This window comes from Bianquea renquensis, from assembly GCF_014384895.1.
GTDB lineage: Bacteria > Bacillota > Clostridia > Lachnospirales > Bianqueaceae > Bianquea > Bianquea renquensis.
The window spans coordinates 57347-81373 of the sequence record NZ_JACRSQ010000013.1; the positions used below are offsets into that span (position 1 = coordinate 57347).

At 50.1% G+C, this 24027-nt stretch carries 25 protein-coding genes and 3 pseudogenes; all 28 read right to left on the reverse strand.

Annotation, left to right across the window (positions count from 1 at the left end):
• Complete coding sequence (locus H8730_RS09880; protein WP_346726571.1) at positions 1 to 387, reverse strand: DUF6262 family protein; 387 nt, start codon at positions 385 to 387, stop codon at positions 1 to 3.
• Between the two features lie 20 nt (positions 388 to 407).
• Entirely contained in the window at positions 408 to 803 is a 396-nt protein-coding gene (locus H8730_RS09885; protein ID WP_177716513.1) for a hypothetical protein, read from the reverse strand.
• 497 nt (positions 804 to 1300) lie between these two features.
• Positions 1301 to 3637, reverse strand: a complete 2337-nt coding sequence (locus H8730_RS09890) for an LPXTG cell wall anchor domain-containing protein (protein WP_177716517.1) — start codon at positions 3635 to 3637, stop codon at positions 1301 to 1303.
• 47 nt (positions 3638 to 3684) lie between these two features.
• Positions 3685 to 5952 (reverse strand): DUF6273 domain-containing protein, encoded by a 2268-nt coding sequence (locus H8730_RS09895; RefSeq protein ID WP_177716519.1) that lies wholly within the window; start codon positions 5950 to 5952, stop codon positions 3685 to 3687.
• Positions 5949 to 6284 carry a hypothetical protein gene (locus tag H8730_RS09900; protein WP_177716521.1) on the reverse strand — a complete coding sequence of 112 codons (336 nt, stop codon included), beginning with the start codon at positions 6282 to 6284 and terminating at the stop codon, positions 5949 to 5951. The genes H8730_RS09895 and H8730_RS09900 overlap by 4 nt, the downstream gene beginning before the upstream one ends.
• A 519-nt stretch (positions 6285 to 6803) precedes the next feature.
• Entirely contained in the window at positions 6804 to 8012 is a 1209-nt protein-coding gene (locus H8730_RS17895) for a LuxR C-terminal-related transcriptional regulator (protein WP_430385382.1), read from the reverse strand.
• Between the two features lie 386 nt (positions 8013 to 8398).
• Positions 8399 to 8968: pseudogene (locus H8730_RS18035) on the reverse strand (type IV secretory system conjugative DNA transfer family protein); the annotation flags it as partial.
• Between the two features lie 24 nt (positions 8969 to 8992).
• Positions 8993 to 9259, reverse strand: a complete 267-nt coding sequence (locus tag H8730_RS09920; protein WP_249289776.1) for a transposase — start codon at positions 9257 to 9259, stop codon at positions 8993 to 8995.
• Positions 9260 to 9323: 64 nt separating this feature from the next.
• Complete coding sequence (locus H8730_RS09925) at positions 9324 to 9506, reverse strand: hypothetical protein (protein WP_177714656.1); 183 nt, start codon at positions 9504 to 9506, stop codon at positions 9324 to 9326.
• Positions 9507 to 9601: 95 nt separating this feature from the next.
• Entirely contained in the window at positions 9602 to 11473 is a 1872-nt protein-coding gene (locus H8730_RS09930; RefSeq protein WP_177714658.1) for a DUF6788 family protein, read from the reverse strand.
• 92 nt (positions 11474 to 11565) lie between these two features.
• A complete protein-coding gene (locus H8730_RS09935) occupies positions 11566 to 12027 on the reverse strand; it encodes a class B sortase (protein ID WP_249289777.1) in 462 nt (153 codons plus the stop codon).
• A complete protein-coding gene (locus tag H8730_RS09940; protein ID WP_249289778.1) occupies positions 11925 to 12965 on the reverse strand; it encodes a HipA domain-containing protein in 1041 nt (346 codons plus the stop codon). The genes H8730_RS09935 and H8730_RS09940 overlap by 103 nt, the downstream gene beginning before the upstream one ends.
• Complete coding sequence (locus H8730_RS09945; protein ID WP_249289779.1) at positions 12962 to 13381, reverse strand: helix-turn-helix domain-containing protein; 420 nt, start codon at positions 13379 to 13381, stop codon at positions 12962 to 12964. The genes H8730_RS09940 and H8730_RS09945 overlap by 4 nt, the downstream gene beginning before the upstream one ends.
• Before the next feature lie 82 nt (positions 13382 to 13463).
• Positions 13464 to 13781 (reverse strand): annotated as a pseudogene (locus H8730_RS09950) (conjugal transfer protein TrbL family protein); the annotation flags it as partial.
• 46 nt (positions 13782 to 13827) lie between these two features.
• Entirely contained in the window at positions 13828 to 14205 is a 378-nt protein-coding gene (locus H8730_RS09955) for a DDE-type integrase/transposase/recombinase (protein WP_346726572.1), read from the reverse strand.
• Positions 14141 to 14659 carry a hypothetical protein gene (locus H8730_RS09960; RefSeq protein WP_177718675.1) on the reverse strand — a complete coding sequence of 173 codons (519 nt, stop codon included), beginning with the start codon at positions 14657 to 14659 and terminating at the stop codon, positions 14141 to 14143. The genes H8730_RS09955 and H8730_RS09960 overlap by 65 nt, the downstream gene beginning before the upstream one ends.
• A 179-nt stretch (positions 14660 to 14838) precedes the next feature.
• Positions 14839 to 15513 carry a flavodoxin gene (locus H8730_RS09965; protein ID WP_346726573.1) on the reverse strand — a complete coding sequence of 225 codons (675 nt, stop codon included), beginning with the start codon at positions 15511 to 15513 and terminating at the stop codon, positions 14839 to 14841.
• 131 nt (positions 15514 to 15644) lie between these two features.
• Positions 15645 to 15899: pseudogene (locus H8730_RS09970) on the reverse strand (flavodoxin); the annotation flags it as partial.
• A gap of 56 nt (positions 15900 to 15955) precedes the next feature.
• Positions 15956 to 17299, reverse strand: coding sequence for an MATE family efflux transporter (locus H8730_RS09975; protein WP_177718695.1), 1344 nt, complete (start codon positions 17297 to 17299; stop codon positions 15956 to 15958).
• A gap of 36 nt (positions 17300 to 17335) precedes the next feature.
• On the reverse strand, positions 17336 to 18811 hold the full coding sequence (locus H8730_RS09980) for a flavodoxin (RefSeq protein ID WP_177718693.1): 1476 nt from the start codon (positions 18809 to 18811) through the stop codon (positions 17336 to 17338).
• The gene (locus H8730_RS09985) at positions 18798 to 19511 is read right to left on the reverse strand and encodes a DUF4405 domain-containing protein (RefSeq protein WP_177718691.1); all 714 of its coding nucleotides are present in this window, start codon (positions 19509 to 19511) and stop codon (positions 18798 to 18800) included. Before H8730_RS09985 ends, H8730_RS09980 begins: the two co-directional genes overlap by 14 nt.
• Before the next feature lie 20 nt (positions 19512 to 19531).
• Positions 19532 to 20314 carry a flavodoxin gene (locus tag H8730_RS09990; protein ID WP_177718689.1) on the reverse strand — a complete coding sequence of 261 codons (783 nt, stop codon included), beginning with the start codon at positions 20312 to 20314 and terminating at the stop codon, positions 19532 to 19534.
• Positions 20315 to 20345: 31 nt separating this feature from the next.
• Positions 20346 to 21044 (reverse strand): flavodoxin, encoded by a 699-nt coding sequence (locus H8730_RS09995; protein WP_177718687.1) that lies wholly within the window; start codon positions 21042 to 21044, stop codon positions 20346 to 20348.
• A 171-nt stretch (positions 21045 to 21215) separates the two neighbouring features.
• Positions 21216 to 21758 (reverse strand): cyclophilin-like fold protein, encoded by a 543-nt coding sequence (locus tag H8730_RS10000; RefSeq protein WP_177718685.1) that lies wholly within the window; start codon positions 21756 to 21758, stop codon positions 21216 to 21218.
• On the reverse strand, positions 21755 to 22093 hold the full coding sequence (locus tag H8730_RS10005) for a carboxymuconolactone decarboxylase family protein (protein WP_177718683.1): 339 nt from the start codon (positions 22091 to 22093) through the stop codon (positions 21755 to 21757). The genes H8730_RS10000 and H8730_RS10005 overlap by 4 nt, the downstream gene beginning before the upstream one ends.
• Positions 22094 to 22107: 14 nt before the next feature.
• Entirely contained in the window at positions 22108 to 22521 is a 414-nt protein-coding gene (locus tag H8730_RS10010; protein WP_177718681.1) for a cupin domain-containing protein, read from the reverse strand.
• An 18-nt stretch (positions 22522 to 22539) separates the two neighbouring features.
• On the reverse strand, positions 22540 to 23712 hold the full coding sequence (locus H8730_RS10015) for an iron-containing alcohol dehydrogenase (RefSeq protein WP_177718679.1): 1173 nt from the start codon (positions 23710 to 23712) through the stop codon (positions 22540 to 22542).
• A 14-nt stretch (positions 23713 to 23726) separates the two neighbouring features.
• Entirely contained in the window at positions 23727 to 23894 is a 168-nt protein-coding gene (locus tag H8730_RS10020; protein ID WP_177718677.1) for a hypothetical protein, read from the reverse strand.
• Positions 23895 to 24027 lie beyond the last annotated feature (133 nt).

The window sequence follows — 24027 nt, forward strand, 5'->3', positions numbered from 1 at the left end:
TTACAGGCTGCTGATAATATTTCTGCTTTTCTTGGCGAGCGCCTTTTTCAGTTTCTCGTTTTCTTGTTTCAGCGTATCATTTTCCCGCTTCAGCATAGCGAGTTCCTGCATGAGTAAACCGATTCTGTCATCCATCGCCTTATCCAGTATATGTTTTCGAGGATTGGCCATTCCGACCCGACTGGCGGCTTGGTCGATTTCGGCTCGTATAATCGGGTTCTTGTAAAAAAATCCTCTTGACAGGCCTGTCATTTTCATAAGCTGCGGTACGGAAATCTGTTCACCGTTTTCCATCAGCTTTCGGATTGCCAGCCTTGCCGCAGTTACCTTTTCATCACTGCGTTCTTTGTTAATCTCAACCATCTTGTCGTATTTGTTCATATTCATCACCCCATCCTTCTAAGTTTTCAAGTAATATTCGTGTTGATGAACAATCCTTCCAGATTTGCATATCCGAATAGCTTTCCGATACTTTCCAGCACATTTCGCAGCTTTAATATATCGTCACCGTTTGATTTTCCTGATGAGCCGTTGGTTGCCTTGTGGATCAGGTATTCTTCAATCAGCTCCCGGTTTATATCTTTACAGGATTGAATGTCGCTTCGTTTATCCTGCAGATACTTGGAAAACTGCCGTAAGGAACTGATTTCCCGCTGCACTGTTCTGAGTTTTTCGTATTTCAGGTGCAGATAGACCGCCTGTTTGACTTCCTGCCGGATTTGCTCCTGCGTGATCTTGGTGAAATTCAGTGTGTTTGTCCTGTAAATCGGGTTTTGTTCGATGGGAATATCCAGTTTTTCCAAGCACCAGATGTCTTTTTCCTACTCCGGTCTGATATCCTCCGGCTGCAAAAATCTTACCACTCGCCGTATAAGCCGCAGCAGGTGTGCTTCCCGATAGCTTTGAGTGCCATATACGCTGGTTTTCGTTTCGTAGAAGGAAACGCCATTTTGCGTTGGCATATTTATCATCTGCCATTTTGTATACCTCCAATCAATCGTTTTTGAATTTTTCAAAACGATTGACCGAGGCGGGCTTCTGCAGCCTGCGCACGGCTGCCTGCCCGTTAGATGGACGCGACGCAAAAAGCCAAACCTATCCCATGAAAAACACGGGACAAATTCGGCTTTACGGTTGAAGTATTTACATTCCTGTCGATGAGGTATGTAAAAAAAATATGCGGCAGGATGTTTTTCTACAGAGATATGGCGGGCATATCTAAAAATAATCGTCCTTCATTTATGCGCTCCAACCGCAGCAATACCGTCGGTTGAAGGGCTTTGGTCAGTTATTATTTGCTTTATGCGGCTTTTCTTTTTTTGCGAGCTGCTATTACAATCAGTGTTCCTCCGGATACAGCCATCAGCGCCAGCCACAGGGTCATATTGCTGTTATCCCCGGTCTGAGGAGATTGTACATTTGTATCGGTATTATTGGTACTTGTGCTGGTGCCCGGATTCGGCTTTGCGGCAGGCAGCTTTTCAATCTCCACCTTCTCCGTATAGCCGCAAACGGTGCAGGTGTGCTCCTTTTCGCCGCATTCCGTTTCGGTGGCTTCTTTCGTTACCGTCCACTCACCGTACCGGTGCGCTTCCTTGTTCTGCACATCGCCGCAGCCGCATTCATCCCAGTGCTCGGTTTCGTTGTGTTCCAGGGTATAGTCGTGGGCAGTGTAAGCATTGGTAAAGAGCATCTTCTCCTCCGGGGAGTCCCAGTCCATGTTATCCCAATCTATATAGTAGATCGAGCCGTTCTCCGTTTCCTCGCAGGTTGCCTGGAAGATCAGTATTTTATATTCCGGTTCGTATTCCGGCTCCACACCATCCGATAAGGCCATCGCAGCGGCTTCGGTATCATCTGCCAGAACCAGGTACCACACCGCGTCGTCGTATGTCCAGTTCTCTTTGCCGTCGTCCACCTGCTGCACGAACATGCCTTGGCGGAGCATACTCTTAAGCTGCTGAGAGAGGCCGGTGAAGGTCATGGCTCCGTCATAATCACCCTTTCCGTTGGTGGTGACGGAAGCGGAAATTGTCATATCCTGATACATGTCCTCATCGACTTCGCCCATAAACATGATCTCCAACGTAAACACGGTTTCGCCGGGAACACCGCTGTCGCCCAATTCCACCGTGGTGGTGAAGGGCGCGGTCAGGGTAATGATCTCGTCCCAATAAGCAATGAAGGTCGCATCTTCTGTCACCGCATACTTTTCACCAGCGTAATAGAGGGAAGAGCCAGAAGAATCTATGCCCCACCAGCCAATGAACACACGGTTGCCGTTGTCGTCCTTCAGTTCGGGGAGTGAGATGGGGTCATCGCCCTCTTCCACCGCCATGGTATCGAGAATTGTCCCATCCTCGTCTTGGAAGGTGACGGAAAAAGTCGCTGGCTCAGGAGCAACGACAAGCTCCCAATAAAGGCGAGGGACACCGTTTGCATCTTGAACCCAAATTCCTTCTTCGGATATTTCACAGAGTTTTTGGAAAAGTTCTGTCAAATTTGTTGATAAGGTTCCATTCTCATCTGTTCCGACAGTATAGTAACAGTTTTCAACTATCGCATTCGCCCTTCCGTTTTCTTCACCTGCATAATTCATTTTTGATAGTGAAGGAGAAATTGCACCAGCAGCAACATCGCCTGCTATCGCAGCAGAAGAATAGCAACTATAAACCCCTGAAGTTGCCGTACCTGTCTGACCGCTAGATAATACAGCACTCACCACTCCTGCGATACCACCGGCATTTCTGGGTGAAGTAACAGCCCCCTCGTTATAGCAATCTCGAATTTCCGAAACAACGGGATCACCTCCTGTATAAACCATTCCCGCAATGCCGCCAGCGTTTCCATATTTACCGTTTGCTGCTTTTACAGAGATATCCCCTTCATTCTTGCAAGCGTCTATCTTCCCTGCATAAACGGTCCCAGAAAGCCCTCCGGCATATAAATCACCATAAGCGGCAGAAAAATTCAAATCAATGCGGCCGGAATAAAGACAATTTTGCATGGCTCCTGCCTGCACTTCGCCAGTCACTCCGCCAAAGAATGAAGCGTTTGAATTTCCCTCTTGAATCGTAATATCCACATTGGAAGCACAGTTGGTAATATTACCGGCAAACAGACCGCAGATACCGCCTAACCAGGAAGCCTCAATCTTCGAAACGTCTGAGATGCTTCCGTTCACAGTCAGATTCAAAATTTCACCTTCAGCAATGCCAAACAAACCTACGCCAGAACGAGGGCCAACATTGCTTAATTCTGAAATACTGTATGCGATACAGCGCCCCTGGCCATCAAAATTGCCATGAAAGTAGTGGCCGGCATAGTAATCGTTCTGCAGCGAGCCGCCTATAGGCTCCCAGCTCACAGCCGTCATATCAAGATCGCTGGTCAGAATATAATGAGCATCCGCCCCGGCACCGGCTTTGATTTGTTCTGCAAAATAGGCGAACTGTTCTGCCGTTGCAATCTCATACGGGTTTGCTTCCGTACCATCGCCACTTTCATATGCAGTTGCCACAGAGTTTCCGTCCCACACGCTCACAGTGGACTCCTCCGCAAAAGCCATTGTCGGCATAAGCCCTGCCAGCAGGCAAAATGCAAGCAGCAAACTTAATAATCGTTTTTTTGTTTTCATATCGTCGGTTTCCTTTCTGTATACATTGAATGAACTATATGCAGTTCTTATTTCCCAAACAAGACCTTGCGCTTTGTATAGAGGAAGATCAGCAGGGCAATCAACCCGGCAAGGGAAAGGCCGGATATACCCATAAAGACATGGAGAAGCGTTGACTGGCCGGAGTTCTGTTCGCTAATCGGCGCCATAGCCGCTACCGCTTCTTCCGTGCGTACCACGCCGGCGTTCAGTTCGGTTCCATCGGACAAGGTTAAAATGCGTTCACCGTCCTCGTTGATCGTTGCACCGATGATCCCCACGCCGTCGCTGCCCGTTACCTTGCCGAGATTTTTTTCTGTGCCGTCGGTAAGGGTAACAATCAGCTCGCCGCTGTCGTTGATCTCAATGTTGGCAATCCCAACGCCATCTTTACCGTCTTGGCCATCCACACCATTTTTGCCGTCTTTTCCGGGAGCGCCGTTTGTACCGTCAACGCCGTCTTTGCCATTTACGCCGTCCGAACCGTCTTTTCCGTCGGCACTCGTTGCCTTAATGCCGGTATCAGTGGTGCCAATCCACCAGTTGCCATTATCGCCTATGTACGGGGGCAAGCCGTCTTGTCCATCTTTGCCGTCCTGCCCGTCTGCGCCGGGGTCGCCTTTATCACCCTTGTCGCCTTTCAAGCCTTGCAGGGCGGAAATGGCGATCAGATTTTTCCACTCGGTATCGGAGCCGGTTGTGTATCTCCACTGGATATAACCGCCGTCAACCCGCAGTTCTACCTCACGGCCATCGGCTCCGTCCTGTCCGTCTTTGCCGTCCTGTCCGGCCGCACCGGTAAGCGCAGAAAGGTCAACAAGATCATTCCATGTGGTATCACCCTTATATCGCCATTGAATGGTAGTGCCGTTGTTTTGCAGTTCGATCTCGCGGCCATCTGCGCCGTCGGAGCCGCCGGAGCCGTCCCCGCCAGCAATGGCGGAAAGGGCAAGCAGGTCACGCCACGCGTCGTCGCCCTCACTCTTATATTTCCACTGGATATGGGTTTCGTTGGTGCGAAGCTCCACCTTGCCGCCATCCGCGATTACAATAGAGGTAATATCTACAAAATCACTTGCGTAGTCCGTCTTTTGATCCCCGTTGTACTGTTCGTTGAATACATACAGCTTGGTATTCGCGCTTAAAGTTACATCCGCCGGGAGGGAAAGGCTCGCCGTTCCGTTTGCGCCGTTCGCCGTGCCGTCCAACTGCAAAACGTGCCCGTAGTAGGTGACCGCGCCGTTATCCACCACAACAGCGGAAATGTATTCGTCTGTCCCGGTCTGTGCGCCGGAGTAAGAAAAGCTGACTGTACCGTTTTGCATCGACACGCCGGAAACAGAGAAGCTTTTACGGCTTGCGTCCAGCAGCGTCAGCTTCCATTCATTGCCGGAATAGCCGGCAACGGCTTGCAGCGCGTCTGCGCCCACGGTGCCGGAGGCTTTGCCGTCGACCGCGGCCGATGTAAGGAGGACGGCGTTTTGATCCAGGTTAAAAGCGGGGCGAGCCGGCCAAAGAAGGTTCGATTGGAAGTTGCTCACAACACCATCTGCTGTGACCCGACCTACATACCAAGTTTTGAGTTGTGCGGTATTGCCTGTGTAAGGAGAACGGAGCCACCAATTGCTCACGACCGAACCCAAATAGGCGATTCGCGCAGCGTCATTGGTAAATCCGTAAGCCCCGGTTTCCGCTTCCTCTGCCGAAAGGAAAAACACCTTGTCCCCGTTTAAAATATTGTCAGAAGCGGCAAATGTGGCGCTATATGTGCTGCTGGTAAATGCTCCGTCGCTTTTCGTCGTCGCCAAAACCGCGCCCTGTTCCAGCATGGTCAGATTGCCGCTGTAAAAGTCATTGCACCATTCCTGCGCCTCGCTGTCCTGCCATGCGTTCGCGATCTGGCAATTTGCGTGGTCGCCATCATGGGACTCGCCTTTGTAATATGTCCAGGAGTTACCATCATAAACAGAATGCTGGGACTCCTGAAAATACACACTCGTCCAATTGTCTTTTATCAACAGCGTTTCAGACAGCATGAACAAGCCCGTTTCCTCAGTGTTGGTCTGGTCGTCCAGCACCCGCCATTTGATGGGGCCGGGGGTGGTGTAGTCGGTCTCAATCTCCCAGTAGCCGAAATAGATATAGTCATATCCATCCGCGCTGTCCCAGCCGGAAATCCCGCCTGTGCCAAGCTGTATGGCTTTGCCAGTGTCTGTTCCCACTGCCAATACCGCTGGCGGCACAAGCCCCACAAGCAGGCAAACGCAGAGCAGTACCGCGAATAATCGTTTTTTCATGTTGTGTCCTCCTTTTTTGCTCTGGCTTTGGTTCTTTTGGGTTTCACGCCGGAGCGTCTTTGTTCATTCCTGCATACCCCCAGCAGGGAGCCGGGGAATTGGTGATAGTGGCGGCAGGAGCCGCAGTCAATGCTGTCCGGATTGTCGTCCGCCATATCGGTATAGGGGCAGGCGTCCTCAATGGTCAAAAGGACAGGCCGCCCTGATGGCGAGTAGATCGGGTTTTCAATCACGCTTTTGTAATCTTCCACATACGTTTGGGCGCCCTCGTCCCAGCGCAGGGGTACTTCAATCACTTCACCCTCAAACGCATACCGTTTGACCTGTTCCATTTCTCAACCTCCGCTCGGTTGGCGGCGGCGCTTTGTCGCTGCGTCCAGAGCCACCCCCGCAGCAAAGGCGGCCAGTATCAAAACGCCGGAGCGGGCGCGGGTTTCATGGCTATACACTCTGCGGACACCCCCTTTCCCCAAACGCCGGGTTTGCCAAAGCGCAAAAAGGACGCGCCCCGCCCACGGAATGACCGTGGACGCAGCACGTCCCTTGAAACAGCGTTAGGAAGCTCTGATTGTACGCAGGAAAAAAGGATAGACTTATCCTGCTGTCTGTCTGTCTGTCTGTCTGTCTGTCTGTCTGTCTGTCTAATTATGGGGGATAAATCCCATTTGTCAAGACTTATTTTATAAATTTCCATCTTTTCTCCCTGCATTTTTACGGCAAACTCCGCCGCCCTTTTAGCGGCAGGTCTATGGCCGCACTCATATTATACAGGAAAGAAAAAGGAAAAAAAATCACCCATTTTGACCCCTAAAATGGGTGGCCCCCGAAGCCCTTTTCGGGGGTCGCTTTGCCTATAAAAGCATGTACTTTTTCAGGTCTTTCCGGTTCTCCACGTTCAGTTTCCGCATGGCTGCGGAAATGTGGATTTTGGCCGTATTTACTGATATTTTCAGGTGTTTTGCGATCTCCTGGGTCGTCCAGTCGCGGGCGGCAAGCATGGCAATCGCAAACTCCGTGGTGGTTAAATCGTCGGCCACGTCATGCCCTGTTATGGGGTTGTGAACTCTACGCCAGCCCGAAGAGAAACGATAAGTGATGTCGATAATCCTTTTAAAATCTTTCGGCCATTTGGGTTTAATGACCGCCTCCAGCATAGCCCCCAAAAGCCCGTGGTGTTCTCCAAAGCCCTCGATCAGATCATCGGGGCGGGCAAGCTCCCACGCCGCCAGAAGATGGGTCTCTGCCCGGTCAGGCTGTTTCATGCTCATGTAGTCCATGACCGCCACCAGATGTAAGTAGATGGCGGGGATTGGGTAACTGGCCGCGCCCATAGCAAGGGTAGCCGCCACAATTCCCGCGCTTTGGGCATATTCCCCTTTCAAATAGAGGGCGTGGGCCTGCACATACAGGGCAAAGGCGCGTATCCCCGGCGGCAGCAAAGGCAGGAAGTAATCGGCCTCCGGCATTTCCTCCGGCAGCGGCAAATGTAAAAGCACCGCCCCCGTGGACGCGATAAACGCCGACGCCGCCCGAAACTGGGGCGACTGCTCCCCCGCAGCGGCAAGGGAAGCGTCCAGCTCCCCCAGGGCAAACCGGGAGCGCTGTATCTGCCCCATAGGGAGATTGGCATAGGCATAAATCAGACAGGCGGAGAGCCGCGCCCCCATGTCGGGGCTGGTGAGATAGGCTTCCGCCTCTTTTGCCGCCGCTTCCGGCTGGCCGCTGAAATAGTGGTACTCCGCCATAGCAATATCCCGCCGTGGGCCTGCCGCCATCGCTTCCACCGCTTCCCGGCAATGTCCCGGCGCAAAAGCTGTATTCATAAGGGGCATAAGGTTTGTGTAGTCAATCCCGCCCGCGTCTGCTTCTTTTGCAGGGGGCTTTGTCTGCCGTCTGGTCCGGCGCGGGTCTTTGGGCTTCTCCGCGCCGGCGGGAACCGCCCATGCGTTTCCGATTTTCTGTGCGCCGGGGATACGCCCCTCGGCGCAGTATTGGTTGATCCTCCGTTCCGACACGCCCCATTTTTCCGCCGCTTCCCGGAGAGAAAGATATTGTTTCATGCTGCCACCGCCTTTATGTCTGCGGATTGTTTTCCGCTTATTATCAGCCTCTATTATATACGAAATGCCGTATGTTTTCAAGTTCGCAAGCAATCCACGATTCGACAGCAGAGAGAAATACAACTTTTTGCCGGGCTGCTTTTCTCTCTGCATATCGTTCTTCGTTTTTTATCCTGCTGTAAATGGATAATCTTTTCTTTCTGCCGTAGTTTCCTTAGATTGGGAGGTTCAAAGGGGTTCATGATGAACCGGCGCTCGGTTCACCATGAAGACATACTGCCCCCTTGTGAGTGAAGATGTCTTGTTTTACAGCAGATAATATCGATTGGAGGTCGCACTGCCGTTTTCACGGTAGTGCGCCTCTTTTCGTATCAGCCCGGCTTTTTCTAAATCCTTGACTGCCCATCGCTTTGCACCTCCGGTTCATGACGGACAGCAGGAGGGCTGTTCCGTCTGTTTTTCGGCGCAGTTGTCTGCAGGCCTGCGCCGCCGGATTTTTTCTCCCTTGCCGGCGGTTTTCTGTTCTTCGGTGCGTTCTTTTCGCTCATCTGCTGATCCTGTCCACCGGGAGGAGCTTCCTCCGGCGGAAGTGATACCGCTGCCAGTTCGGGATGATATTTTTCGATAATGCCGTCCATGATTTCTTTCTTATCGGCATATTCCACCTTTCTGCTACCGTTGTCGGCTACGGTGTAGGGATTATTCTCATCAAACCGAATGCCCCATTTGAAGAACAGCTTCAGTTTGACACGCATAGGATGCACACCGGTTTTCATCACCACAAACTGTCCTTTGGGCATGGATTTGAGTTCATCGGGCGTGAGCAAGGGCCGTTCTATCATCTGCAGAGATTGTGACGGATCGTTCTTGCCGCGGCTGACCGAGCCGGACATGACCGTCCGGCTGCCAAGCGCTTTGGATAATACCTCCGCAGAACTGCTGTTGGGCGCAAAACCTAACATTTTCTGGCTGCTTCAATGTCAATGCCTGATACATGCGTATCCGGCCATAAGTCCCTTTACCTGCTGGCGAAGCTGGATGAGTTCCTCATTAAGCGTCATGGCGCTTTGTGGGGTCTGTGACCCTGCCCCCAGATCAAGATTGCCAAGACGGTTAGCCCGCACCCAGCCATACATGGTATTCTTGGGAACCCCCAGTTCTTTGGCCGCCTTAGCTTGTCCGATTTCTTTTGCCAGCTTCACGGCCTGTACTTTGTATTCGTGGTCATATTGTCTGTTTTCTGCCATTTTTGTTCACTCCTTATTCTCTTAATTATATCTCAAATCCTTGAGTATGGAGTGTCAACTTTTTTTATACCACATCAGTGGATGGCGGGTATTCCCGGATCACCCATGTGCATCGGTAACTGTCGCCGAGGATATAGTGGTCGGATAAAAATTTGATGGTACCGGGCAGGATCATATCGAAAAAGTCCTTTGTGCGGATTTCTTCCATCTGCTCCGGCGTGAGTACCTTTGGTTTTCGTTTCAGCATGTTTCCTCCTTCCGCCGTCTTGTGAAAGCTGAAAAGGCGCAAAAAAATCAGCCGCTTCGCTTTCACAAAACGACTGATTCTTGTTACTGTTTGATTTATAAAGTCGGGTGGAATCCCTCATCCTCCGAGACGGTTTCCTCCAGCCTGCTGGCCAGTGTGATCTCCGGCAGCGCCTTTAGGAACTGCTCGGCGTTCCGGTAGGCGATGCCATCCTCCGTGTCCACATCCTCTCCAAGATACAGGACATACCGGCCTGCCAGCGTCCCGTACCGGGGCGAGGTCAGCGCCAACTTTTCCTCATCCAGCAGATGCCTTGCCTGCTCCCGTACATACTGGCTGCTGTGCTTGATCTCATAGGCGGCGCAGGAATTGGTTTCTCTATCATAGATGACCATATCATATTCGCCGCTGGCAAACTGCAGCTTGAACACCTTGTACTGCTTGGGAAGCGCCTTCATCGTTTCCAATAGGATAATGTCCTCCAGCATCCGCCCCCGGACTTCTCCGAGGATACGCTCCGTGATATAGTCCCTTTCATCCGATGATAGCTGGCTGAATGTTTCGTCCTGCATCAGCGAATACACCAAAGCCTGCGCCTGGCAGTAGCGCATACCGGGCTGTGTAAACAAGACCCTCTGCTCTTTCTCAGCGCCGGGCGCATACTCGATGGGGCATTCCACGATCAAATCCAGCGATTTTAAATACTGCTTGATCTGTAGTGCCTGGGAATCGGTCACGTTAAGCGTCTGCTGCTCCCGGTTGCGGATATTGAGAAGCTGCATCAGCTTTTCAGTCACGGCCTGTTTGTCAATCCTGCCGAGCGCGTCCGTCCTTTTTGTGGCATCCCTCTCATTGCGCAGGTTCCGTTCTGAAATGCCCAGGTCATGGGAGACAAAATCCTGCGTGATAACCTTCTGCACAAAACTGTGGTTCATATCCTCAATGATACGGTTGATGGCATTGGTCAGTTCATCCGCTTCATAGAGACTGCGCAGATGCCCGAAATAATGGCCATATCTAAAGCACGCCAGCGAATGCTGGATGTTTTTCGCAATGGCTGTGTCAATATACCGCCGGGTGGACTCGTTATCCCGGAAGGAGGAATCGTCTGCGGCGGCATCCTCATCCTCGAAGGCCAGTTCCCCCGGCTGGAGCATCCCGCCGTAGCGGATATACTCATCGATGCTGTCGATGCCAAGTAGACGGCTATATTCCCGGAATGGGATGAATGTCGTGTGGATGGTGCGCACCCGGTCATACAGCTCGTTGTCCCGTGCAAACCAGAAGCCCAGGGAATCCGTACCGGACAGCACGATCCGCATTCCCATAGGGACATACAGGTCGGAAAGCAGCGCGGCGGAGTCGATAAAATCCTCCATCAGAGTTACTTCATCGATAAAGATATACTTATATCCGGCATGGTACAGTGTATCCAGGTCATGGACAAGGTTGTTCATGATATCGCTGCTTCGCATCTTCACATAAGCGGTTTTTTCCAGTTCTTCCTCATTCATATCTGCAATCGCCTGATACAGCATGGTCGTCTTTCCTGTCCTGCGAAGGCCGTAGACAGCGCAGACCCTCGTCCAGTTTTTATCATCCCGCAGATAACGCACAAGTTTTTCAAAGCAATCCCGCTTTTCAAGTTCCCTGACATTCCGAACCATACTGCCAAGTGCAGCCCCGGTTATGAGATTTGTTTCAAACTTCATCGCTTTCACCTCCTGGATGGGAACCTGTTTTTTCAGTTCCTTCAACCGTTCTTCCAACTGTTTCCGTTCCCCGATCTGATCCCGGATTTCCTCCAGTTCATCTTCCCGGATATATTTGCTTTTGATTTTCCCGTCCTCCCGCCACTGTCGGTAGTGCTGGACTTTCCCTTTAATCGTCTTTCGGGAAATGTATCCGGCAGGCAGCCCTGCAATCCGTTCTTCGATACGGCGTATGATCTCATACACATCCTCCATAGGTCACTGCACCTCCTTTGCTTATAGTATATCCAAAGATAACCTACAAGTCAAGAGGTTATCCAGAAAAGGGGGATAACATCCGCAGACGCTCATCCGTCTGCTGTGGTTTCCGCCGCAATCACAAGCAGCCGGTCATCGCTGCCGGATCCATGGCAGGTGGAGAGGGTCAGAAGCTGCCCGCCGTAAACCGGCATTGCTTCCGTCTTGAGCAGGGATTTCTCCCGGATACGGGAAACCTGTTCCTGACACACCGCCTCATCTGCCGCATCAAGGAAGCTGTACCAGTCATCATACTTATTGACAACGGCCACGGCGAACACCTCATACCGCATACAGCCGGAGGCGGTTTCAAATTCAATGGCCGGATGCGCTGTAAGGTAGTCCCTGTCTGTATACTGCTCCAGGCTCCCAAACATCGTACCGTTTTTCATGTTATGGCCGAACAGGATCAGGTTATCACTTTGCAGGCTGCATCTGGCGTCCAGGAACGGCACACCGCTTTGGCTGTACTCGCCGGATAATTCACCTCTGTGCCTGGGATACAAATCCATCCGATGCAGTCGCTGTTCTCTGCGAAGAGTGGGGCAAGGTTTCTCGCCTCCGCAGCTTCGGGAACCTGTTCTGCTTCCTCTGCCACAGGTTCTGATTCCGTTTCCTTTGTGGGTTCCGGTTCCACCATTTCCACAAGCGTCTGAAAATGCTCCTTGTCTGACCTGATTCGTTCCATATCGATTCTCGGCACAATCCGCCGGATAGCCGCCTTGCACTCCTTATCCTCCACGCCGGACAGGAAATCATAGTAATTGATTTTCCGGCCGTTCTGCTTGATAGCGGAGGTTGGGAACTGATAGACACGGGCGTTCAGCGCGTCCTCGTCTGCCAGGACTTCTCTCATGACATTTTCATCCGCCTGCGGCAGCAGACAGCTCCCGCAGTCAAACACCGGCGCTATACACGCCTGATTTGCGATGTCGTCATAAAGGAATCCCCAGTTTCCATTGTGGCGGTCGAAATTTCCAAGCAGGGCGTCCACCACGAACACATTCCAGAAATGCCCGGTCAGCATAGCAGGATCGACATACTGCTGTTTTTCCAACGCTTCCAGTATATCCGAAAGTTCTGTACCGCTGCCGTCTGATTCCGAATCGAGAATCGTATTCTTGATGGAGCAGAAATCAAAGAACCGCTTTCCGTCTGCTGTAAAATCCTTGCAAGCGCATACAACCTTTGTCTTTGTTCCCACCCGGTAAGTGCCGAGCAGCGTTTCCTGCGCCGTCACACCCAGAAGATTGAAGATGCTGCTGGCGATATGCTCGCTGATACAGCTATTGGTATAGGACAGCGTTGTGGGTTTTTTCCCGCCGGATGGGGAAAACTTCAGCATATACTGACTCCCGCCGTATTCTATGGCAATTTTCTTTCCGTTTGCTCCGTTGTAAGCTCTGCCGAGTATCTTGCGGCAGTCTGTAAAGTCAACTCCTTCCATCATGGATTCCTTCCCCATAGATATTTCTTTCGCAGGTAATCGGCGTGTTCCGGCGTAATAACGCCTTCGCTGATTTCTGCCAGATTGATGCTTCCGTAAAGCTCTCCCCAATAACAGTCGAGGAGTTTGGACTTCGTCTTAAGCCCGTCCTTGTAGGCGTCCAGATCGTGCTGGAGATATTCGGGAAGTCCGTATTCATAAGCGCGTTCACGCTCGGTCTGCCGGATGCCGCCTTCTGCAAGCAGTTCCATTGTAACGCCAAGCGCCTTTGCCAGCTTGTAAACCGTTTCAGCAGAACATTTTTCCAGTTTCGTTTTTCCGCTGCATATATCGCTCAGCGTAGCGTGCGGGATACCCGCCTGTTCTGCAAGCCGGTATTTGGTCATGTGCGCCTGCTTTAACAAATCGTCAATAATCATCGTACCATCACCTCTCACTTTATTATATCGGCATACCGAAATAAAATCAAGTGGGTTTGAAAAACTTTACGAAAGGTTCCCTTTATTTTCCGGCTGCTCTTGCCACGCTTCGGGTTAGGTTCACCGCTGTGGTAGTCGCGTGAACGACACTCATCATGTTCACTCTGACAGAGGAGTCCAGGCCGAACTGCTGCGCAATCCTCGGCACTTCATTGGACGCAAGCATGATGCCGAGTCCCAGGAGCATATTTCCGGGAAAGGTCAAAAGTCCGAGATACAAAAGCGTTGTCTGCATAAAAGCAGTTAAACACAAAGCTGTTATCTGCTTGCACCATTGATTGAAGCCGTCCTGATAACCTCTTGGGACTGAGAACATATATAAAGAGCCGACTGCCATCTGATTTTGTCAATATTAGTTGACACATTTTCCTCAAGGATTTTGTATCCTATGCTGCTTTTTTCAACGAATCATAGTATTGCTGTCGTTTGACCATCGGAGGGAGCCCACCATTAGCAGAACATATCCTTCGGTTATTCCAGTAGCTGACAAAATACCTCCAGATGACAGTCCTGAGTTCCTCAGTGGTCATTTCTTCTGTATCATAACGGTCATACAGCAGTTCTGACTTCATTCTGGCCCACATGCTTTCACATCGGGCATTATCGTGACATCTGCCGCCTGCGCTGTTCATGCTTTGCTGTATGCCATACTGCCGGATTGCATCCCGGTAAAGCTGGCTGGTGTACTGGCCCCCCCTGTCACTGTGGATAATAGCTCCACGGATTCCTGGATACGCTTTCGCTGCATTCTCCAGTGTCTGCACACATAACGGGGCTTTCATGTTGGTATCCATCGCCAGACCGACCACGCTGGAAATGAATGTCTTGGAATTGGATTTCGTTCTTTGCCACAAACCGTTTCACTGCATCCCATAATTTCAAATCTGCCGTCAGCAGATACAGGGCAGACATGAGGGAATAATTCTTTTTGTCGAGCTTCTCCGTAGCTTCGGCAAATACCTTTCGATGCTTCTCGTTTCTGAATTCCATAGGGTTGTTCTCACTTTCTCTGATATATTTTTCAAGCCGAATTAAAAACGGCTCATAGTTGATACACGACATGGCTTTGGCCATAACCTCCCGGTATGTCGCCATGCCGGACTCTATGCCCTCTGCAGAACAGATTACAACGACGCCATGTCCTCTCGGCGGGAAGTTTGGAATTCTCCGCATCATCTTTTCATATTCCTGGAGAGGATAGTTGTCGGTAAAATACATTTCGTTTGATTCCTTTCGATAAAATAAAAAAGAGATGGCTTTTGTTCCATCTCTCTGATTCATAACTGTATTTGATTTTTCTTGTAGAGGCGATTAAGCCTAAAAAGGCTAATCGCCTCTTTACAAAAAAAATAAGGCACGATCCTTTCATTGAATCATGCCCCAAAACTTTTTTGCTGTTATAATCCCAAGCTGTCAATCCATTCTTTGATGTCAGCTTCGGAAACGCTTGAACTGAACCGCTGTCCTTCCAGCCAATTTCCGGTTCCCGCCATTTCTTCAAGCAATTTCCCCGATTCTCCAATACCTGAACTGGAGGATGTACAAAATGGTATCACCGTCTTACCTGTAAAATCATTATTCCTTATGAACTCGTTGACCGGCCAGGCAGCAATCCCCCACCACACAGGATAACCTACATAGACTACAGATGCGTCCTGGAAACCATCGATTGTGGCTGAAACTAACTCCACCGTTCTTTCTGCTTCGTTTTCATGCTCTCTGCTGACACGGCTATCACTATTTGTCCAATCCAAATCTTCATCTGTATATGGTTCGACAGGCTCAAGCTCGAATAACTCACCTCCTGTAGCGTCAGCAATCATACCTGCTGCTTTTTCGGTCGTTCCTGTTGCTGAGAAATATACGACAAGTGTTTTCTCTGCGGTCGGTTCATTTGTATCTTCCTTTACATCCGAGGTATCTTCATTCTGTGAAGATTGGTTGGTCTGTTGCGGCTGTGATGTACTGCTGCCTTCCTGTTCCTCTTTAACTGTACCACACCCGCTTAACACGCCAACCAAAACCACCCCTACAAGCAGAATGGATAAAACTCTTTTTTTCATACTTGGCATAACTTCTTTCACATCCTATTTTCTATTTATCACGATACACACTTTTCAATATTTTTGTGTATCATGTTGCTTTCTATCTCAATTTTCAAACTATATGCACGCTATACACTCTTATTTAGTTACTACAGTTTAGGGAACCCCACGAAAACAACATCATATTTTTCCATGTCAGGCAGCTTCTCCGCAATCGCAGGCCGGGATGACGGGTCGTTCATCTCCATCGAGCTTCTGCTCTTTTTGTCCATCCAGTTCAAATCGGCCCTCGTATAAGGAATCTCCGGTTTAATTTCGTGCAGATCAGCGCCAATCGCTTCTGAAAGCTTCCACGCTGCCTTTGCAGTTATGCCGCTAGCTGAAAAATACGCCACTAAAATGTTCTTGCTCATACTATACCTCCATCATTTTTTTACACACAAATTGCTGGCGGAACTTTGAATAAAAACTATATTACCTGAAAAGTTTTCCACTTCCCAGACTTCTGTCTCCAGAAGAAAATAATCGCCCGGATGCCCCAGTCGTTGACCATTGCAATCGCAATTCCTATGACGCCCATTTGCAGGACAACCCCTAAAAGCCAGGACAGCAGCAGGCGCACCACTATGGTGGATATGACCGAAACATACATGGTGAACTTCACATCGCCTGCGGCCCGCAGTCCGTTGCTGAGTGCCCCGGAAAAAGGATAGGCGATGGCATTGAACAGATTGTGGATCAGAACCAGTTGGATCACAAGCTGCTTTGTATCCGGCTCCAATGCATAGAATCTCATAAAGAAGGGAGTCAACAGGAAAATCAGAAGATTCCATGCTGACGAAAGCAACAGTGTGATCTTCGCCAATTTCTTAAAGTAGATTTCTGCGGCCTGTATATCCCTGTTTCCCATACACTGCCCAATGACTGTGATGAACACTGGCCCCATAGCAACACCGGCCAGGGCAGCCAAAGACCAGATACTCTGCGCCACGCCATTTGCTGCAATCTGATAAGTACCAAAAAGTGCCACAATACTGCTGAGAGCCACCTTTACCAACTGGAAAACGCCGTTTTCCAGCCCATTTGGAATGGCAATCCTTAAAATGTGCCGCATAAGCGCTCCGTTCCACTGAAAAATCCACTTGCGGGCATAGAATACATGGTTTTTCTTGCGGAAACAAAGCACGGTGATGACCACAGCCGAAAATGTCCGGGCAATCAAGGAAGGCCAGGCGACACCGGCAACACCTGCGCGCAGCGCAAACACACCGACCAGGTTGCCAATGACATTGATGATATTGGACGCCACCGACAGATACATAGTCACGCTGGTCTTTCCCACGCTGCGGAAAAGCGCGGCGCCGGCGTTATAAACCGCCAAAGCCGGGTAGGAATAAGCGGAAATTCTAAGATAAGTAATGCAGGCTTGCATCACATCGCTTTCCACTTTTCCGAACATCAGACGAAGCATTCCCTCGTTCCCAATCAGCACAAGTGCCGAAACCAATGCGGAAAAAATCACAGAGAACAGCAGGAGCTGGCTTGCGGATTCCCCGGCAGCATCCATTGCCTTTCTGCCAATATACTGGCTGATCACCACGGCGCCGCCGGATGCCAGCGCCGTAAACAGGTAAATAAAAATCGTGTTGAACTGGTTTACCAGAGAAACGCCGGAAACCGCCGCTTCTCCGGCATAGCTGACGACCAGGGTATCTGCCAGCCCCACGAGCATGACCAGCAGTTGCTCTAAAAATAGTGGGATAATCATATCCTGTAATGCTTTATTTGAAAATAACCCTACTTGCTGATTCATGCCTTTTCCTATGCTCTACCCTTTCGCTAATTGCTTTTATTCTAAAATCCCATTACTCTCCAGCCATTCCGTTATATCGTCCGGCAAACTGTCGCCGCCGGAGTAATGTACCGATAATGCTTCACCCATTACAGCATCCGGCACCAGCTTGGCAATCGCCGTCAGACTCTGCCCGAACCGTCCGCCGCCATGAGAGCAGAAAGGAATAATTGTTTTTCCTGTAAAATCATATTCTTCGAGGAAAGACGCAATCGGCATGGGGATGGATGCCCACCAGTTGGGATAACCCAACAGGATGGTATCATACTCGTCCATATTTTCTACATGAGTTGCCAGTTCCGGGCGGGCCTGTTCATTCTGATCCCGCTGTGCTTCATCCAATACGGTATTATAATCCGTGGAATAGGGATTTACCAATGTAATTTCAAACAAATCCGCACCCGTCTGAGACTGGATTTCTTCTGCGATTCCCGCTGTATTTCCTCCCCATGAGAAATAGGCAATCAGCACCTTGCCGCCTGCGCTCTCTGTATTCTCAGTGCCTGTGCTGACAACACTGCCTGCTCCGTTTCCCGCATTTTTCACGAGCCGGATGCCAATGTTAAAGCTGCCTTTATCTTCTGCCATGGCTGCCCGATATGCGCTCCGCATATTTTTCGCAAAGTCATTCCAGCCGCCGCCTCTGTATACTCGAAGAGTGCCCGTTTCCGGACCGGTGGGATCCCTCTGCTCCTCTGCGCTGTATGCTCCATAGTAGTCCCATACCCATTCGCTGACATTCCCATGCATATTGTAAAGGCCCCATCCGTTAGGGGAAAAGCTGGTCACTTCAACGGTGGTCTGCCGGTATTCCCCCGGCTGGGTATCAAGGTTGCCTTGAGAGAAATAATTCTCCTCGATTTCATAGGGATAATGTCCGTAATAATTCGCTTCCTCCGCACTGATGGAGGTTTCTGTATTGAAAGGTGTTACAGTTCCTGCGCGGCAGGCATACTCCCATTCTGCTTCTGTGGGGAGACGGTATCCGTCTGCACTGCGATCCCATGTTACCGTCTGTCCATCTATAGCATAAGCAGGCGTTAAACCCTCAAGCTCGCTCCTGGCATTGCAATAAGCCACTGCATCCAGCCACGAAACGTTTTCTACCGGGAGGGCATCACCGGAAAAACTGCTGGGATTGTTGCCCATCACTTCAGCGTATTCCGTCTGCGTGACCTCATACATACTCATATAGAAATCGCTGACCGTCACGGTATGCTGTGTTTCATCTTCAGACCGCCAGCCTTCCATATCCGGACTCCCCATCTCAAAAGTCCCGCCCGTTATCAGAACAAAATTTTCAGGCGCCTCGGACAGGACAGCGTTCAAATCTTCCGTTTCTTCCGAAGAAACCGTACTCTGAACGGCTTCTGTTTCAGATCTGCTTGTCTCCGGTTCCTGTGACATTGTACCGCACGCAGCCAACGAAAAAACCATTACAGCCGCCATCAGAAAAGCACTAATTCTTTTCATTGATCTTCTCCCTTCCTATCGAGTGTTTGCCGGAAATCTTTCCGATTCCCCGGGTCATATAAAAGCTGACAAAAATCCAGAATCCCATCATCGCAATGTACTCTGCGAATACGGATATTGCGCTTTGGTCAAAATTAAAAAATACAAATTGATTTTTCAGAAACATATAAGAAACAATGTCCTTTTGGATAAAACAGAACAGTCCATATCCGGCGATTACGGCGGCGGCCAGCCGCAGCCCCCACACCGCCGCACCCGGCAATTTCCTGCCTTTCAAAAGCCTGCGGAACATTCCCACGATCATTCCCCAGTGCATTCCCAAATGGAGGCTCATCAGCACAAATCCCCAATAGGAGGCTGCCATGTGCATACTTCTCGCAGTAGCCATTGGCCCGCCTATAGGAAACGCCGCAAAGACATGGCGTGACAAGACGATTCCACTATATCCAAGACAAAGCATGGAAATAAGTACGCTAAAATTAACGATTGTCTGTAAAATGCGCAGAAGCTTGTAATTCCCCTTGAACAGATTGCCATACCACCGAATGTTGAGGATATGATGTGCGATAAACAAAAGCAGCATCCCGGCACCGAACCACTCATGAAGCGCCTCCCCGGTGATTTGATATGCCATCAGGCAGAGCAGCAGCGCTGTCATCAGGAGATCAATTCCCATCTTGATTTTCATTTTTGGTTTCATGAGTCATTCACCCCTTCCCATCACTTGGATACGTCGAGTTCAGCCACCCATTCATTCACTCTGCTTTCCGCATCAGTTACACTGGAAGCGCCAATATGAAGGCCGTCAAGGACGGTTGCGTTCGGCTCCATATCTTTTATTTCTTCAATTGCATCCGAAAATGCGCTGCCGCCGGACGTGCAGAAGGGGATCACCGTTTTTCCGCTGAAATCATACTCGTCAAAAAAGCTGTACATGACCATGGGCATTCCATACCACCAGTTGGGGAACCCCACAAAAACGGTACGGTACTGATCCAGATTCTCGATATGCGTAGACAGCTCAGGGCGAATTCCATTGTTCTTTTCAGACTGTCCAACATCGATGGTGTCATCATAGCTGTCGGGATAAGGTTCTACCGTCCGAATAGAGAACAGCTCTCCGCCGGATGCTTCTGCGATCATGTGAGCCATCACACCGGTATTGCCTGTGACTTCGCCGTTAAAGATTTGAATACTGGCTGTTGCAGAGGCATCCACATCATCGGGAAGTTCCGCATTTTCGCCGTAGGTAAAGTAAGCGATCAGGATGTTGCTTTCCTCACTCTCCGTTTCCGTAGAGGCGGTTTCTGTATCCGAAGCATTCATATTATCCTCCTCCGGCAAAGACTCTGTTTCCGCAGTCTGTACCGGAGTGGATTCTGCTACCTGTGAGGATTCTTCGCTGGACGCAGGATTGGAATCACGGCTCTGCTGTGTATTGGAGCAGGCCGCCAGAGAAAACACAAGTGCAGCCGAAAGCATAAGTGCAAATATTTTTCTCATGGTATCATCTCCTTAAAATTTCTTTATCCGATTATTCTCCCAGGCTCAGACCGAGGCTGTTTACCCATTCCATTACGGTATCCTGAGAATCACGGCCGTTCAAACGCCGTCCTTCAAGCCAGTTGGCACCGCTGGTAAGCTGTTCCAGATTGGTTGCACTGGAACCGACACCGCTGCCGCCGGACGTGCAGAAGGGAACAATGGTCTTACCGGAAAAGTCGTAGCTTTCCATAAAGGTGCTGACAATTCTCGGCGCTTCTCCCCACCAGATGGGATAACCGAGAAATACAATGTCATACTGATCCATGTTATCCACAGAACCGGAAATGGCGGGGCGGGCAGACGGATCATTCATTTCAATCGTAGTACGGCTGTTGTTGTCATTGTAGTTAAGGTCAGCATCCGTATAAGGTTCTTCCGGAACAATCTCGTAAATGTCTGCGTTCAGACCGTTTGCAATATGTTCCGCCACGCCTTCGGTAGTACCAGTGGCAGAGAAATAGGCTACCAGTACCTTGGTTCCTTCCGCCTCGGTTTCCGTTTCATCGGGCTGCGAAGCTTCGGTTCCCGGCTCGGATTCTGCCGCACTGCTTTCCGATGCCGATGTTTCGTCCACCACACTGCTCTCCACATCAGGGGAGTTTGTTTCAGCCGGTTCACTATTTCCGGCACAGGCCGCAAGAGATATGACCATCATGAGAGTAAGTGAGAAAGCTGCAAATTTCTTCATTGTTTTTTCCTCCAATTTTTTATAGCTATGAGCAGCGCAGACAGAAAATTGCAGGTATTAGATGGGGAGCTTGCTCACCAGATAATACCTGGAGTTTTCCGGCTATGGGGCGAACGCCCCAAAGTGAGAAAAAGCGGAGCTTTTTCGAGCTTTCTTCGCTGCGGGGTACATTTATTCAGCCAGCGAGAAAGTAATTTCCTCACGGCTGTCAAGGTTTTCAAAAACGGATAAATCCGAAGTCACTCTGCCAATGGGAATGACATCCACAGAAAGCACTGGATCATCTGTCTGTGCATAAAAGTTTGCCATGTTGTGGTGAGCCTCACAGTAAGTAATGTCGCCATCGTGAAAGGTATTTCCACCGCCCACCAAATTCTCCTCCGCCGGGTAGAAATCTACACCGCCATAATACTCTCTCCCCCCGAAGCCACTCATGGAAATGGTAAGAGGAAAATATTCTTTGATTTCCTGGGCAAGTGCCGTGTCATAGATCACTCCGTCAAGAACAATATCTCCAATCGTGATGGTTATGGCTGTTTCTCCATTTCCCGCTCCAGCGCTTTCACCTGTCATACCTATGCTTTCAAGCCATGTCACAGCCTGGGTGCTATCACCAAACGTTTCGTTTTCCTCCTGCCCGGAGGATTCCGCTCCGCACGCAGCCACGGAAAGCATCATGAAAATGCTGAGTATGAACGCCAAACCTTTCTTCATGTTTCCACCTTCTGTGCTTCCCCATAAACTTCTTTCGCCATTCTGAATGCAGCCCATGCCTTCGGCCAACCGGCATAAAAGGCCGCATGGGTCAGGATTTCTGCCATTTCTTCTGCCGTTACCCCGTGATTTTTTGCATTCAAAATATGGAATTTCAGCGAGCTGTCCAACACGCCGCTTGCCATCAGTGCCGTTACTGTAACCACACTTCTGTCTCTGGCGGACAGCTTATCCTCCCGCGACCAAACCTCACCGAACAACACATCATCGTTTAACTCAGCAAACTTAGGTGCAAAAGCGCCCAATTCATCATGACCTGCAGTAACCTTTGCCATTTGAAACGCCTCCTTTACTTCAACTTTCCGTATTCTTCCTCTGAGACCGGCTCCAGCCACTCATTGGAAGTGTTCTCGCCAGGAACCTCTATGGCGATATGCGCAAACCAGCTATCCTTTGCCGCCCCATGCCAGTGCTTGACATCCACAGGAATGGCAACTACATCTCCCGCATGAAGCTCCTGAGCGTCCTTGCCCCATTCCTGATACCAGCCGCGCCCGCCGGTGACCAGCAAAATCTGTCCGCCGCCCTTATCACCGTGGTGGATGTGCCAGTTGTTCCGGCAGGCGGGTTCAAAGGTCACATTTGCAACGCCCACGCCGTTTAACTGTGTCAGCATCGCCAGATAAGACTGGCCGGAAAAATATTCTCCAAAAGGGTTCGGAACACCCTTTTCAAAAATGGTTCCATACTCTAATTCGTTCATGTAAAAACCGCCTTTCTTTTATTTGTATGACTTCTGATAGATTGCCACACATTCCTCATGGGATAACGCTTTCGGATCGGCAGTAAACAGACCGCCCATGGTTTCACGGGCATTTTCTGCCAGGCTGTCGAGTTCGTCCTCCTGAATCCCAAAGTCGGACATTTTAAGGTCTGCCACACCGCAGTCTTTCTGAAGCTGCACCAACACATCCACAAAATCCTGCGCCCGGGAAGCGTCCTCTTTTCCCATCGCCTTCGCCATGGTAATGAACCGTTCATTACAGGCATGACAGTCCACAAAATGCTGATAGTACGCAGCAGAAATCATGATCAGCCCTGCCCCGTGAGGCAGCTCCTGATGGTAGGCGCTCATGGCGTGTTCCATCGAGTGTTCGCTGGTACAGCAGCTCACGGTCATCACCTGCCCGGACAGGTTATTTGCGAAGGCCACGCCTTCGCGGGCCTCCAGATCGTTTCCATCCTTTACGGCACGGACAAGATACCTTCCGATATTTTCAATGGCAGTCAGGGCCAGCATATCACCCATACGGTTATGCGCTTTGGAAATATAGCACTCTGTACTGTGGAACAGTGCATCGAACCCCTGATATGCTGTAAACTTCGGCGGAACCGAAACCATCAGCTCCGGGTCAACCACGGACAGAACCGGGAACAGGCAGTCATAACCGCCGAATCCGATTTTCTCATTGGTTTCATCGTTGGTGATCACGCCCCACTGATCCGCTTCGGAGCCGGTTCCTGCCGTTGTGGTAATACAGATTACCGGCAATGCTTTTTCTGTAAGGGTTTTCCCGCCGCCAGTGCCGCCGTTCATGTAGTCCCAAATGTCACCGTCATTGGTTGCCATAGCAGCCATCGCTTTTGATGCGTCCATCACGCTGCCGCCGCCCAACGCAACGATAAAGTCACAGCTATTTTCCTTTGCGTAAGCCGCGCCATCCATGACGGTAGAGCGAAGGGGATTTGCCTGCACATGGTCAAACACCACCGTCTCCACGCCAACATACGCTAATTCTTTTAACACCCGGTAAAGCGTTCCCGTTTCCTTCATAGACTTGCCATTCGAGATTACGACCATCGCTTTCTTTCCGGGCATTTCCTGTGTGTGCAATTCGTTTAATTTTCCAGCGCCGAATAAGGTGCGGGTAGGAACGTAAAATTGATAACTCATAAAAAATCCTCCTGTTATTTTTTTCTTATTTCATGAATCATATAGTCTAACTGGTCTAATAACTGCTGCTTGCTGTGGATTTCATCCAGTAATTCTGCCCTGCTTTTCCGTATAATCCTGATCTGTTCCTCCTTTGTATTCCCATACTTTTCTAACTGCTTTGTTACTTCCTCTAACGTCATTTCCTGCCTCCATATCCCTAATAGAAAGCGAATCCCCAAATTTCCGTTATCAAAAAAAATGAAGGTGTAGAGGAAAGTGCGCTGCACTTTTTTCTACACCTTTATTATAAACGGAGATCCATGTTATATCAAA

Excerpts from the sequence above, each read along its gene's own strand:
- H8730_RS09880 (WP_346726571.1), bottom strand. The coding sequence starts at position 387 with ATGAATATGAACAAATACGACAAGATGGTTGAGATTAACAAAGAACGC.
- H8730_RS09890 (WP_177716517.1), bottom strand. The coding sequence starts at position 3,637 with ATGAAAACAAAAAAACGATTATTAAGTTTGCTGCTTGCATTTTGCCTG.
- H8730_RS09895 (WP_177716519.1), bottom strand. The coding sequence starts at position 5,952 with ATGAAAAAACGATTATTCGCGGTACTGCTCTGCGTTTGCCTGCTTGTG.
- H8730_RS09900 (WP_177716521.1), bottom strand. The coding sequence starts at position 6,284 with ATGGAACAGGTCAAACGGTATGCGTTTGAGGGTGAAGTGATTGAAGTA.
- H8730_RS17895 (WP_430385382.1), bottom strand. The coding sequence starts at position 8,012 with ATGAAACAATATCTTTCTCTCCGGGAAGCGGCGGAAAAATGGGGCGTG.
- H8730_RS09920 (WP_249289776.1), bottom strand. The coding sequence starts at position 9,259 with ATGGCAGAAAACAGACAATATGACCACGAATACAAAGTACAGGCCGTG.
- H8730_RS09925 (WP_177714656.1), bottom strand. The coding sequence starts at position 9,506 with ATGCTGAAACGAAAACCAAAGGTACTCACGCCGGAGCAGATGGAAGAA.
- H8730_RS09930 (WP_177714658.1), bottom strand. The coding sequence starts at position 11,473 with ATGGAGGATGTGTATGAGATCATACGCCGTATCGAAGAACGGATTGCA.
- H8730_RS09935 (WP_249289777.1), bottom strand. The coding sequence starts at position 12,027 with ATGGATTTGTATCCCAGGCACAGAGGTGAATTATCCGGCGAGTACAGC.
- H8730_RS09940 (WP_249289778.1), bottom strand. The coding sequence starts at position 12,965 with ATGATGGAAGGAGTTGACTTTACAGACTGCCGCAAGATACTCGGCAGA.
- H8730_RS09945 (WP_249289779.1), bottom strand. The coding sequence starts at position 13,381 with ATGATTATTGACGATTTGTTAAAGCAGGCGCACATGACCAAATACCGG.
- H8730_RS09960 (WP_177718675.1), bottom strand. The coding sequence starts at position 14,659 with ATGTATTTTACCGACAACTATCCTCTCCAGGAATATGAAAAGATGATG.
- H8730_RS09965 (WP_346726573.1), bottom strand. The coding sequence starts at position 15,513 with ATGCCAAGTATGAAAAAAAGAGTTTTATCCATTCTGCTTGTAGGGGTG.
- H8730_RS09975 (WP_177718695.1), bottom strand. The coding sequence starts at position 17,299 with ATGAATCAGCAAGTAGGGTTATTTTCAAATAAAGCATTACAGGATATG.
- H8730_RS09980 (WP_177718693.1), bottom strand. The coding sequence starts at position 18,811 with ATGAAAAGAATTAGTGCTTTTCTGATGGCGGCTGTAATGGTTTTTTCG.
- H8730_RS09985 (WP_177718691.1), bottom strand. The coding sequence starts at position 19,511 with ATGAAACCAAAAATGAAAATCAAGATGGGAATTGATCTCCTGATGACA.
- H8730_RS09990 (WP_177718689.1), bottom strand. The coding sequence starts at position 20,314 with ATGAGAAAAATATTTGCACTTATGCTTTCGGCTGCACTTGTGTTTTCT.
- H8730_RS09995 (WP_177718687.1), bottom strand. The coding sequence starts at position 21,044 with ATGAAGAAATTTGCAGCTTTCTCACTTACTCTCATGATGGTCATATCT.
- H8730_RS10000 (WP_177718685.1), bottom strand. The coding sequence starts at position 21,758 with ATGAAGAAAGGTTTGGCGTTCATACTCAGCATTTTCATGATGCTTTCC.
- H8730_RS10005 (WP_177718683.1), bottom strand. The coding sequence starts at position 22,093 with ATGGCAAAGGTTACTGCAGGTCATGATGAATTGGGCGCTTTTGCACCT.
- H8730_RS10010 (WP_177718681.1), bottom strand. The coding sequence starts at position 22,521 with ATGAACGAATTAGAGTATGGAACCATTTTTGAAAAGGGTGTTCCGAAC.
- H8730_RS10015 (WP_177718679.1), bottom strand. The coding sequence starts at position 23,712 with ATGAGTTATCAATTTTACGTTCCTACCCGCACCTTATTCGGCGCTGGA.
- H8730_RS10020 (WP_177718677.1), bottom strand. The coding sequence starts at position 23,894 with ATGACGTTAGAGGAAGTAACAAAGCAGTTAGAAAAGTATGGGAATACA.